General features: G+C 59.9%; 11 protein-coding genes. 9 read left to right on the top strand and 2 right to left on the bottom strand.

The genetic code is table 11. The features are described from left to right. Positions 1–367 precede the first annotated feature (367 nt). A complete protein-coding gene (locus tag AC2D8U_RS09315; protein WP_484618765.1) occupies positions 368–790 on the bottom strand; it encodes a hypothetical protein in 423 nt (140 codons plus the stop codon). Between the two features lie 655 nt (positions 791–1,445). Between AC2D8U_RS09315 and AC2D8U_RS09310 the strand changes: the two genes are divergently transcribed. The 3 genes from AC2D8U_RS09310 to rsgA all read left to right on the top strand — a co-directional run bounded on the left by AC2D8U_RS09310 (position 1,446) and on the right by rsgA (position 4,395). Beyond that, complete coding sequence (locus AC2D8U_RS09310) at positions 1,446–2,624, top strand: MerR family transcriptional regulator (protein WP_484618764.1); 1,179 nt, start codon at positions 1,446–1,448, stop codon at positions 2,622–2,624. A 71-nt stretch (positions 2,625–2,695) separates the two neighbouring features. Continuing rightward, positions 2,696–3,208 (top strand): GNAT family N-acetyltransferase, encoded by a 513-nt coding sequence (locus tag AC2D8U_RS09305; RefSeq protein WP_484618763.1) that lies wholly within the window; start codon positions 2,696–2,698, stop codon positions 3,206–3,208. A 101-nt stretch (positions 3,209–3,309) separates the two neighbouring features. After that, a complete protein-coding gene (gene rsgA, locus AC2D8U_RS09300; RefSeq protein WP_484618762.1) occupies positions 3,310–4,395 on the top strand; it encodes a ribosome small subunit-dependent GTPase A in 1,086 nt (361 codons plus the stop codon). A gap of 275 nt (positions 4,396–4,670) precedes the next feature. Here the strand turns inward: rsgA and AC2D8U_RS09295 are convergent, their stop codons facing one another. Further along, complete coding sequence (locus tag AC2D8U_RS09295; protein WP_484618761.1) at positions 4,671–5,219, bottom strand: nucleotidyltransferase family protein; 549 nt, start codon at positions 5,217–5,219, stop codon at positions 4,671–4,673. A 231-nt stretch (positions 5,220–5,450) separates the two neighbouring features. On the opposite strand from AC2D8U_RS09295, the gene AC2D8U_RS09290 reads away from it, so the two are divergent. The 6 genes from AC2D8U_RS09290 (at position 5,451) to AC2D8U_RS09265 (ending at position 12,041) form a co-directional block, all read left to right on the top strand. After that, entirely contained in the window at positions 5,451–5,732 is a 282-nt protein-coding gene (locus AC2D8U_RS09290; protein ID WP_484618760.1) for a MerR family transcriptional regulator, read from the top strand. A 229-nt stretch (positions 5,733–5,961) separates the two neighbouring features. Then, the gene (locus AC2D8U_RS09285) at positions 5,962–6,504 is read left to right on the top strand and encodes a TRAP transporter small permease subunit (RefSeq protein ID WP_484618759.1); all 543 of its coding nucleotides are present in this window, start codon (positions 5,962–5,964) and stop codon (positions 6,502–6,504) included. Further along, a complete protein-coding gene (locus AC2D8U_RS09280) occupies positions 6,501–7,868 on the top strand; it encodes a TRAP transporter large permease (RefSeq protein WP_484618758.1) in 1,368 nt (455 codons plus the stop codon). The genes AC2D8U_RS09285 and AC2D8U_RS09280 overlap by 4 nt, the downstream gene beginning before the upstream one ends. Positions 7,869–7,882: 14 nt before the next feature. Next, positions 7,883–8,983 carry a TRAP transporter substrate-binding protein gene (locus tag AC2D8U_RS09275; protein ID WP_484618757.1) on the top strand — a complete coding sequence of 367 codons (1,101 nt, stop codon included), beginning with the start codon at positions 7,883–7,885 and terminating at the stop codon, positions 8,981–8,983. 73 nt (positions 8,984–9,056) lie between these two features. Then, positions 9,057–9,566 carry an S-ribosylhomocysteine lyase gene (gene luxS / locus AC2D8U_RS09270; RefSeq protein ID WP_484618756.1) on the top strand — a complete coding sequence of 170 codons (510 nt, stop codon included), beginning with the start codon at positions 9,057–9,059 and terminating at the stop codon, positions 9,564–9,566. Positions 9,567–9,908: 342 nt separating this feature from the next. Further along, complete coding sequence (locus AC2D8U_RS09265; RefSeq protein WP_484618755.1) at positions 9,909–12,041, top strand: TonB-dependent receptor family protein; 2,133 nt, start codon at positions 9,909–9,911, stop codon at positions 12,039–12,041. Positions 12,042–12,333: the final 292 nt, after the last annotated feature.

The raw sequence follows: 12,333 nt of genomic DNA, 5'->3' as shown, positions 1-12,333 counted from the left end.
GCAGGCATTTTATTCGAACTGAACGAGCGGAATTGACGCCTTTCCTGCCCTTCGTTCTTGCTCTTCCTAGCACCTAGCACCTAGGCGGCGCTCATCGCACGGACCACGAGATCGGTTCGAGATCTCAGTGTCAGGTTACGCGAAAAGAGCGCTCGCCTGACCTACGGCTGTTTGCTCACCTGACAAATACCCAAGCCTAAAGGCTTTTGGCCAATAGGGTATGGGGCTCAACTCGCCCCACACCGGCCGTTGATAGACTCGGAGCCGGACCAAACGAACTTGACCCCTTTGGTCTGCCTCTGGTCACCTCGAACTCTGCCGTCTTTGGTCACACCACGCAGAGCAAGGCTCCCGGCCTTTGGCTACGTCAATATTCCTCTGGGCCAATAATGGTTCCGTCAAACAGCACTGCGGCCCAATTCCCGCTTCCTGAAAGCGCATTACCATCGACAACTGGCGAAATATCAAACAAATAATACCAATGAGCGGTGCGACCAGAGCACCAATAGGAGCGAAGACTGATCGAGCGGATCGAAACGCCATCGAAACGTGCGTACTGTACTCTCCCCCAATCCTCGACGAGGTTGTAGGCTTCGCTCACGCTTAAAGGCGGATCCCCCTCCTCCGGCTGCCAGGTGCGCGTGCTCTCCATCAGCGACTTAGGCAGAAATATGCCGATCTTGGTACCGTCACTTTTTTTGGTTCCTATGACCGGGCGGTCCCCACACGCGAACGATATCGAAGGCAGGAGTAAGCCAGCCACCAATGTCAGGGTAAAGATGCTACGCATTTGTATTTCCTCCTTGAAATGAAATCCGAGAGTGTATTAAAACCGCATTCAGGTCAAACCCTGCACGGCTCTCCCCGTACCTCATCAACTCCTCCACCGGCAGGGCCTGATGGGTACAATGGGTTAGGTTCGTTGAAGTCACAAGTGACCGCTCTTGGCTACCAACCGGCCCTTTGCTCTGGCTCTTCCTAGAACCTAGCAGCGCAGCGATCTTAGGACCTTGCGTTTGCTCTTGGCCGCTAACCGTACCGAGTCTGTGCCAAGGAGTGGGTCAGGTGTCCCACGATGGGCTTGTGGGGGGCATGACGGTCAGTCTTGGTCAGTGGGTGAGCCACTGCTTTGACGCGATGCGCTGCTCAAACCGGCGGCCTTGGGGTTGTGGGTTAGTTGCAGGGCAAGCAGGGAGTCAAAGCCTAAGGCGCTGATGTGCCCATCTGAGTGCGTATGCGCCCGCTACCTCTGAGCGTCCCACCACTTCTCCACGCCTGCGCCCTTGGTGAGCACAGTCGACTTTACGCAGCCCCGGCTTTGATCCCATGGCCAGGCAGGCCAGTGACGGTCCAATCAAAACAACTAAAATCGGCCTTGACCTGTCTATCGCTTTACAGTTTACAGTGCAACACACAGACAATGATGCTGGCATACGGAGAACCCCATGTACCGGATCTCAGAGCTGGCCGCCTTGGTCGGCCTGTCCCGCACCGCTCTGCTCTATTACGAGAAGAAAGGGCTGATCCAGGGCAAACGTCAGGCCAACGGCTATCGCGTTTACAGCGAGCAGGACGCCCAGCGCTTGCAGCTGATCCTCAAGCTGCAGGCCGGCGGACTGACTCTGGATGAGTGCCAGGCCTGCCTGAGCAGTAAGATCGATCGGGCGCTGCTGCTTAAGCGCCTGCAGCAGCTGGATCAGGAGATCGCCCAAAAGCAGCGATCCCGCCAGTTGCTGTCCGCCCTGCTGGGTGAGGGCGATCTTAAAGCGTGGCATCAGTCGGTAGATGAAGTGGCGCCGGACGCCCACTTGCAATGGTTAATCGCTCAGGGCTTCACGGAGAAAGAGGCGCTGAGAGTGAAATGGTTATCCAAAGACATGAACGAACACGAACAGTACATGGCGGACTTTATGCGCGTCTTCGAGACGTTGGACCGCTGGGGCCCAGGCTCAGAGCACGACACGCTGGCCGCGTTGGCTAAAGTGCCTCACACCCCGCAGCGCCTGCTGGAAATTGGCTGTGGCAAGGGGATCGCCACCACACTGTTGGCGGCCCACACTCAGGCACAGATCACCGCCGTCGACAACGAGCAAGCGGCATTGGATCGCCTCAGCGAGCGCGCCGAGCAGGCGGGTATCGTCGAACGGATCCAAGCCGTCGCGGCCAGCATGACCGAGCTGCCCTTCGAGGATGCCAGCTTCGATCTGATCTGGGCCGAAGGCTGCGCCTACATCATGGGCGTCAACAACGCCTTCGAGCAGTGGCGTCGGCTGTTGCAAGAGGATGGCGTCCTGGTGTTGAGCGATCTGGTGTGGCTGACCGACACACCAAGCGACGCCGCCAAGGCGTTCTGGCAACAAGACTACCCGGACATGACCACGGTCTCCCAGCGCACGGCCCAGGCCCAGGCCGCCGGTTACTCCGTACTGGACAGCTTCGCCCTGAGTGACACCGCCTGGCAAAACTACGCCGGACCGCTGGCAAAGCGCGTCGCGCAGCTGAGGCCTGAGATGAGCGGCTCTGCTGCGCTGACCGAGATCGAAACCGAGCTGAACATCTACCGCGATCATCTGGGCGAGTTTGGCTATCAGATCTTCGTGCTGCAAAAGAGCCGCTCGGTCTAACAACAGCCGTGGAAGCGGGCGACAGCGCTCCCCGCTCCCCACGCCCAGAATAGAGAATAGAGAGACAGACCATGCAGATCCGCACCGAAACCGCCGCCGATCATCCAATCATTGAACGCCTCACCTACCAGGCTTTTGAAGATCACCCACACCATGCGCCGGGTGCCAAACCCACGGAGCATCGGATCATCCAGCGCCTGCGCGAGCAGGGCGCATTGACCCTGTCCTTAGTGGCAGAGGACGACAGCGGCATCGTCGGCCATATCGCGTTTTCGCCGGTCACCATCGATGGCGTGGAAACGAAGTGGTACGGGCTTGGGCCGGTATCCGTCAGCCCGAAGCGTCAAGGCGAGGGGATCGGCGGCCAGCTCATCAAGGCAGGCCTAGCACAGCTGAAAACCCTCGGCGCCGCCGGTGTGGTCTTGCTGGGGGAGCCAGGCTATTACACCCGCTTTGGCTTTGCCGTTGATGCCAACCTGACGCTGCCGGGCGTCCCGGCAGAGTACTTTTTGGTTCGGTCGCTGCAAGGCGCTACACCGCTGCCCAGCGGCGCGGTGGCGTACCATTCGGCCTTTGGGGCCTAGCGCTTCGCCTGACCATTGAGACGCCCGATCACGCCGCTGCGCGGATAGCCAACTTTCAGGCCAATTCTTGCACCCCCTGCTTGATCAAAGGAAAACCAACCATGTGTCCAAATCACAGCAATATAACGACCGACGGCGGTAACGAACCGGCGTCTAAGGTCCTGACACTGGCACAGCTGGGTTGGCGTCCTTTCTTCGGGCAGCAAGTGACGCTAGAGCAGTGGGACTTTCCCGCCCTGCGGGTCGTGGCCCAACATCGCAATCGATTGGAGCTGCTGGGCGAGCAGGGACCGAAGGATCTCGAGCTCAATCCCAACATGCCCGCCATCACGGTCGGTGACTGGTTGCTGCTCTACCCCGAAGGCCGGTTTGAGTGCTTGCTGGAGCGCCAGAGCCTGTTTCGCCGTAAGGCGGCGGGCAGAAAAGTCGCAGAGCAGCTGATCGCCGCCAACGTCGATACCCTGTTTATCGTCATGTCACTCAACGACGACTTTAACCTCAGCCGGGTCGAGCGTTACCTGAGCCTGGCCAACGAAGCCGATGCCGAGCCGGTGATCGTGCTGACCAAGGCCGATCTGTGCGCCGATCCCGACGCAATGAAACGCCAGGTGCAGAGGCTGGACCCGCTTTTGATGGTGGAAACCATCAATGGCCTGGACGCGGCACAGATCGACAGACTGCTGCCCTGGTGCGGCAGCGGCCAAACCGTCGCCTTTATGGGCTCCTCCGGCGTCGGCAAATCCACTCTGGTCAACACCCTGCTGGGCGGGGCAGTGCAGGAAACCGGCGGCATTCGCGAGGACGACAGCAAGGGCCGCCACACCACCACCGGGCGCTCCTTGCATCCCATGGCACAGGGCGGGCTGCTGCTGGACACGCCGGGAATGCGCGAGCTGCAACTGGCGGATTGCGATGAGGGCGTCAATGCCACCTTTAGCGATATTGCCGCTTTGGCCGAGCAGTGCCGCTTCGGCGACTGTCAGCACGGCAATGAGCCGGGCTGTGCGGTACAGGCCGCCATCGACAGCGGCGAGCTGGAACCGCGCCGTTTGACCAGCTTCCAGAAACTGATGCGTGAGCAGGCACTCAACAGCGCCACGCTGGCGCAGAAGCGCGCCAAGGATAAGGCGTTTCAGAAGCACATCAACGCGACCCAGTCTCAGGCGCGCCGATTTAAGAAAGGCTGAGTGGCCAGCCTCGCGGTGCCGCCCGACGCGGCACTGCCCGACGCGGCACCGTTCAATCCAAACGCCGATGACGCGGGCCATCATCGGCGTTTTTCGGTTTGTCGACGGTGTAGGACATTGGCAAGCAGTTGCTGAGCCACACAAAGCGTATCCCGACAAGGCGTGCTAGGGCCCTCCGGGTATCGTGGTTAGCCAAATTGATGATCTCAGGACACCACCGTGGCGAAGGCATGGCCGATTATCAGAACGAAAATCCGAGCTAAAAGGGCCTGTCGTCAGCCCACCGCAGTTGGGGGAACGACGGTGAGCTTTGGCCAGTGGCTGAGCCACTGCTTTGACGCGATGCGCTGTTCAAACAGATGGCGGGGGCGTTTGGGGTTGTGGGTCAGTTGCAGGGCAAACAGGGAGTCAAAGCCGAAGGCGCTGGTGCATTCGAAGTATCGGTCATCGACTTTGCGGATGGCGACCGCAGTCTCCTTCTCCGGCCAGAAACTCATGGCATCTTGAGTGCTTGTGTAGGGCCTGTCACCGTTTCTTCGGTGCATCAAGGCCTGGTTTCGCACTTGCCAGTTGAGCCCCGGCATTCGTGCCGAGAGTCTGGCTTGGATCTCACTGTGGGCGTCGGGGGCGCCGTCGGGATCGAAATAGATCAGATCGATGTCATTGAGCGGCGTGGGGATGGGCTTTTGGTGCAGCTGGTCCCAAACGAGGTTACGCACAAACCCGGCGGCCAGATAGCATTGAGGCAGCTGGAGCGTTCGAACACATTCCAGTGCCTCCAGTCGGAGGGGATCCTGTTTGATCAGTGCGATCAGTCTTTCCATCTTTTCCTGCGGGTGTGAGGTGGCTTTTGTCGCTCGGTGCCTATCTTATCCGATCCCTGCCTGTTCGCTACGGCGAAAGGGGGCTCCGGCCGGCACCTTGCTCTGTCTATGACTCTACACTTTGTCCTGTCACTTTGTTCGCTCGGAGCACTGAGAGATGTACCGGATCTCCTAACTGGCCCGTCGTACCGACCTGGCTCGTTCGACCCTGCTTTTTACGAAAAGTTGGATTTGCTGCGAGAACGGCGGGCCGACAACGGCTACCGCTATTACGACGACGATCTGCGGCGTCTGATCCTGAACCAGGCGTTGCACGCCGGTGCCTTGAGTCTCAATGAGTGTCACCAGTTAACGGAGCGGGGTACTGAGCCGGATCTGCAGACGGCCCAGGCCCGCCCGGCCCAGTGTGAAGAGCAGGGCTATCGAGTGATCGACGCACGCCTGGTGGGGAGGATTGGCAGGCCGATACCCGGCCGCTGCGACAGCGCCTCGATGCTCTGGAGCCTGAGCTGACCGGCTCTCGGGCTGTTGCGGATCTGTGCCGGGAACTGACTGTCCTCGACCGCTTTGAGGGCCATTTCTCCTACCTGCTGATGGTGTTGCGAAAGGCATAGAGACAGATCTGCCCAGGGGGGAGTTCAAGCTGGGTTGAATGGGGCGGCTTGGCCAAGGAGTCATTTTGCATTTGTTTGTTATCAAATGGTTAATTATGCTTCCTTGAGTGAATTGGATCGGGAGCGATATGGCACACACTCCATGGCTGGTGAGAGGGATCGACCGCTTCAGCGACTGGCTGGGGCGGCTGTGTGCCTACCTGATGCTGGTGATGGTGCTGCTGGCGGTGCTGGTGGTGGCGCTGCGCTATGGCCTTGGGCTGGGCTCCATTGCGTTGCAGGAGAGTGTGCTCTATCTGCATGGCACCCTCTTTACCCTGGGGGCGGGGTTTACCCTCAAGCATCAGGGGCATGTGCGGGTCGATATCTTCTATCGTGACTGGACGGCGCGGCGGCGGGCCTGGATCGATCTGCTCGGAACGCTGCTGCTGTTGTTGCCGGTCCTGGCCTTTATCGCCTGGCAGAGCTGGACCTATGTCTGGGTGGCCTGGCTGCGTCAGGAGGGCTCGGTGGAAGCCGGTGGTCTGGGTCTGGTCTATCTGCAAAAATCCCTCATTCTTGGGCTGGTGCTGACCCTGGGTCTGCAGGCGCTGGCGGAGCTGGGGCGTAATCTCTCTCAGCTAAGAAGGGCTCATTGGGGTGGGGAGCGCAAGGGAGGGGCCGGGCGATGATGGCCCTGCTGCTGTTTCTCTGTGTCTGCCTGGTGTTGCTCACCGGGTTTCCCGTGGCCTTTGCCCTGGCGGGCACGGCCCTGTGGTTTGCCGGTCTGGGCACCTTGACCGGTCATCTGGACACGGCCTACCTGGGCGCGCTGCCCAACCGCCTCTATGGCATTTTGAATAACCAGACCCTGATGGCGGTGCCCCTGTTTGTGATGATGGGGGTGATCCTGGAGCGCTCGCGCCTGGCTGAGCAGCTGCTGGAGTCCATGGGCCAGCTGTTCTCTGGACTGAGGGCCGGGCTGGCCCTGTCCGTGATGCTGGTGGGGACCCTGTTGGCGGCCAGTACCGGGATCGTCGGAGCGACGGTGGTGACCATGGGACTGCTCTCTCTGCCGGCCATGTTGCGCCGAGGCTATGATCCGGGCTACGCCGCCGGGGCGATCTGTGCCACCGGGACCCTGGGGCAGATCATCCCTCCGTCCATCGCCCTGGTGTTGCTGGGGGATGTGCTCTCCTCGGCCTTTCAGCAGGCCCAGTTGAAGATGGGCAGCTTTTCGCCCCGGACCGTGTCCGTGGGGGATCTCTTTGCCGGCGCCCTGTTGCCCGGCCTGGTGTTGGTGACGCTCTACATGGGCTATACGATCTGGCTGGCGTGGCGCAAACCGGACTATTTTGCCCCCAGTGCGCCGGTGCGCTTCGATGCCCGGTTTGCCCGACGCCTGGGAGTCGCGCTGGTGCCCCCCATCGGCCTGATCCTCCTGGTGCTGGGCTCCATCCTGATGGGGCTGGCGACTCCCACTGAGGCGGCTGCTGTGGGGGCGTTCGGTGCCCTGGTGCTGGCGTTGGCCCGACGCCAACTGAGTTGGCAAGCCTTGGTGGGCGCGCTGGAGCAGACGGTTCGGATCAGCGCCATGGTGTTTATGATCCTCTTTGGCGCGGCGCTGTTTTCCCTGGTCTTTCGGGGTCTGGGGGGCGAGGCGTTGATCCATGCTCTGTTGGTGGACCTGCCTGGCGGAGTGGTGGGGGCGACGCTGCTGGTGATGGCGGTGATCTTCCTGCTGGGCTTTATCCTGGATTTTATCGAGATCACCTTCGTGGTGGTGCCCATGGTGGCACCCACCTTATTGATGTTGGGGCTGGATCCTATCTGGCTGGGGATCATGCTGGGACTGAATCTGCAGACCTCGTTTTTGACCCCGCCTTTTGGCTTTGCCCTGTTTTATTTGCGCGGCGTGGCGCCGCCGGAGCTGACCAGTGCCACGCTGTATCGAGGGGTGATGCCGTTTATCGCCATTCAGTTGTTGATGATGGGTTTGCTGGCGCTGTGGCCGAGTCTGGCCACCTGGTTGCCGGAGCAGATCTACGGATTTTGATGGAGGAGCGCACCATGGGAACAAGGATTGGCCAGTGGCTACTGGTATGGACAGGCATGCTCTTGCTGGGGTGTCAGCCCCAGGGCGGCAGTGACAACGCTGGGTCGGTGCAGGCCGAAGCGGTGCACCATGAGTGGAAACTGGTGACCTCCTGGCCCAAGAATTTTCCTGGGCTGGGCATGGCGCCAGAGCGTTTTGCCGAGAAGGTGACCCAGATGTCCGGTGGCCGACTGACGATCACCGTTTATGGGGCCGGCGATCTGGTCCCGGCCTTCGAGGTGTTTGATGCCGTCTCTGCCGGGACGGCCCAGATGGGCCACAGTGCGTCCTACTACTGGAAGGGCAAGGCGCCGGCATCCCAGATCTTTACCTCCATCCCCTTTGGCATGAACGCTCAACAGATGAATGGCTGGCTCAACTATGGAGGGGGCATGGCGCTGTGGCGCGAGGTGTATGCGCCCTTTAACCTGCTGCCCCTGGCCGGTGGCAATACCGGTGTGCAGATGGGGGGCTGGTTTAACAAGGAGATCCATTCGCTGGCGGATCTCAAGGGGCTGAAGATGCGTCTGCCCGGCCTGGGTGGTGAGGTGCTGGCCCGCCTGGGGGGAGTGCCCGTGACCCTGCCGGGGCGGGAGCTGTTTACCGCACTGCAGACCGGGGCCATCGACGCCACCGAGTGGGTCGGTCCCTACAACGACTTGGCGTTTGGCCTGCATAAGGCGGCGAAATATTACTATTACCCGGGTTGGCATGAGCCGGGGACCACCCTGGAGTTTTTGGTCAACAAGGATGCCATGGCGAGCCTGCCGGACGATCTGCAGGCGATTGTGGAAATTGCCGCTCAGGCGGTTAATCAGGACATGCTCGACGAGTACACCAGTCGTAACGTGACGGCCCTGGATGCCCTGGTGAACGAACACGGTGTGGAGCTGCGTCGCTGGCCCGAAGAGGTGCTGGTGGCTCTGCGCGAGGCTTCGGAGCAGGTGATGGCGCAACAGGCCGAGAAAGATCCCACCCTGAAAAAGGTGTTGGAGCATTATCAAAGCTATCAGGAGGGAGTGCGGCGCTACCATAGTATCAGCGAGGACGCCTACAATCAGCTGCTCCAGCCCTAGGGCATTGACCCGTAAAGGGAGCGGGGGTAATGTGATGTGTTTTAGATGGCTAGACGTATAGAGGGAGAAACCCATGCCATTGCTCGACAGCTTTACCGTGGATCATACCCAGATGAAGGCCCCCGCAGTCCGGGTGGCCAAGACCATGGTGACCCCAAAGGGAGACACCATCACGGTGTTTGATCTTCGTTTCTGCATCCCCAACGCGGCGATCCTCAGTGAGCGGGGGATCCATACCCTGGAGCACCTGTTTGCCGGCTTTATGCGGGATCACCTGAACCGGGGCGAGCAGGAGATCATCGATCTCTCCCCCATGGGCTGCCGTACCGGTTTCTATATGAGCCTGATCGGTACTCCGGCGGAGTCTGAGGTGGCCGATGCCTGGCGCGCCAGCATGGAGGACGTGCTGAAGGTGCGCAGCCAGGAGGAGATCCCTGAACTCAACGAGTACCAGTGCGGCACCTATGAGATGCACTCCCTGACCGAGGCCCAGGCCATCGCCCAGGAGATCCTGGAGCAGGGGATCCGCATCAACCGCAACGAAGAGCTGGCCCTGAGCGAAGCGCAACTCAAAGGCTTGTAAAGCTTTCTTGGCGGATCAGACGGGCACCTCGGGTGCCCTTTTTTTGGTTTCTCGCCTGGCCTCAAGATGGGGCACACCCCGTGGCTTCGGTAACTCTGAAGCGGGCAAGGCATGCTATGTGTTCGACTTGTCAGGCCGACATCCCCTTTGATTCGCCTATGCATCGTTGATGCTTCCCTTCCACCCGCGAAGGTGCCTTTCTCATACAATCCTGAGGCCCCCCTGACATCAATGTAATGAATTTGTATTGATGAGGTTGATCTTATTTTGGTGCTATGGTTAACTTCTTCGCAATCGAAGTGATAATGATTATCAAATCTATTGTTGTTTATGGAGAGCCCCATGGTTTTGCCCCCTTTTCGCCTGACTGCGGCCGCCCTGGCCGTCCTGATCACTCTGCCTGCCACCGCCAACGAGGCCCCCGAGCGTAACCTGGAAAGCATCACCATCTTTGGTGATACGGAGGCGGTAAAGACCACCCCCGGCTCCGGTGCGTACCTGGGTGCCGAGACACTGGAGAAATTTGATTACACCGATGTGATGCGGGTGCTGACGGCGGTGCCGGGTGTGTATGTGGCCGAGGAGGAGGGCTATGGCCTGCGTCCGAACATCGGTATGCGTGGTGCCCCTTCGAGCCGCAATGAGAAGATCACCGTGATGGAAGATGGTGTGCTGGTGGCTCCCGCTCCCTACGCGTCTCCGGCGGCCTACTACTTTCCCACCATAGGCCGAATGGAGGCGGTGGAGGTGTTTAAGGGCACCTCGGCGGTACGTTACGGACCAAGGACCACAGGGGGTGTATTGAACCTGGTTTCCCGTCAGATCCCGGACGAGAATGCGGCCAGCGTTAACCTGGCCTATGGCAGCGACGATTATCTCAAGGCCCATGGCTGGGCTGGCGGTGGCAACGAGCAGTGGTCCGGTCTGGTGGAGTGGTATCACTACCAGGCGGATGGTTTTCGAACCATCAATGGCACCGGAGAGGACACGGGCTTTGATAAGGACGATCTGATGGCCAAGCTGCGCTGGCGCAGCGATGCGTCCGCCGCCATCTACCAGGAGGTTCAGCTCAAGCTGCATTATGCCGACGAGACCTCGGATGAAACCTACCTGGGGATCACCGATGAGGACTTTAAGGCCGATCCCTTCCAGCGCTACAGCGCCAGCCAGAAAGACAACATGGATGCGGATCGCCAGGGTTACCAGCTCAACCACTATGCCCGCCTGAGCGACACCTGGGAGCTGAACTCGGCGGTGTATTACAACGAATTTGCCCGTAACTGGTACAAGACCGGCAGCAGTGGCTTTGCCGAGGCGGCAGAGTGGGACAAGGATCCCGAGCAGCGCCTGCCCCAGGAGGTCAAGGTCAAGGCCAACAACCGGGACTACACCGCCTGGGGGATCCAGTCGGAGGCTCGCAAACAGCTGGGAGAGCACGCCATCACTGTCGGCGTGCGCTACCACGAAGATGAGATGGATCGCTTCCAATGGGTGGACACCTATGAACTGGGTACGGATCAGCGGATGCGCCTGATTGAGGCCGGGATCCCGGGTACGGACTCCAACCGCATCGAGTCCGCCGACGCCTGGTCCGGTTTTATTGCCGCCGAGCTGGTGTTTGGGGATCTGAAAGTGGATACCGGGGTACGTTACGAGAGTATCGATACCCTGCGGGAAGATTGGGGCAAGGCTGACCCTGGCCGCAGTGGTGATGCGGCGGTGCGTAAGAACAGCGTGGATGGCCTGATGCCGGCGTTGGGGCTGACCTACCAGTTGGGCGACTGGGTGGTACTGGCTGGGGTGCAGAAAGGGTTTGCCCCCCCGTCACCGGGCAATAACCAGGCCCGGGAAGAGGAGAGTTGGAACTATGAAGCCGGGGTGCGCTACGGTAACGAGACCCTGGCGCTGGAGGCGATCGGCTTCCTCTCGGATTATGACAACCTGCACGGCAACTGCACCGAGGCACAGGGCTGTGATCTGAGCAACATAGGTGATCAGGAGAACTTTGGTGAGGTGCGAACCCAAGGCCTGGAGTTGTCGGCGGACTGGCGCCCTGAGCTGGCGGGCCTGCACTGGCCCATGGGGGCACGCTACACCTACACGGATACCGAGTTCCTGACCGCGTTCGAATCTGACATATATGGTGAGGTGTTCTCCGGTGACGCGATCCCCTACGTGCCGGAAAACCTGTTGCAGTTGAACGCCGGTGTGGCCGGGGCGCAGTGGGAGATCAACCTGCTGGGACGCTATCAGTCCGACGTGCTGACCGGTACGGGAAGCAGCGCTTTAGAGGCCCAGATCCCCTCCCGCTGGGTGATGGACATGTCTGCCCACTACCGGCTCGATGAGCGTCAGCGGATCTATGTCACGGTGGATAACCTGCTGGATGAGACCTATGTCGCCACTCGGGTGCATGGCGGCATTCAGACCGGCAAACCGCGCAGTGCTGTTATTGGTTATCAGATAGACTTCTAAATGGCTATTAAATAAAGAAAAAGGCGGCAACTGGCCGCCTTTTTGTCATCTTGGTGACCTACCTGAGCCAAGGTCACAAAAAGCCGTGTTCTTGATGGTATGAGGTAGATTCACGGGTGGCTGTTGCTGGACTTGGTTCATGATAATGCGCCCGTGATTGAGATATTTTCTCCACTTTTGCTGAACTTTTGCCCGCAATTTGCGGGTTTTTTCGCATATGCCCAGGTTTGGCTAAAGGTAATGCCATTTTTCATAGATGACCTTGAGCCTTTGCGGTATGATGCGCCCGAGC

It is taken from the genome of Ferrimonas sp. YIN67 (genome assembly GCF_057219095.1).
The sequence above is the reverse complement of the archived record's forward strand: the minus strand, read 5'-3'. Positions and strand labels throughout refer to the sequence as shown.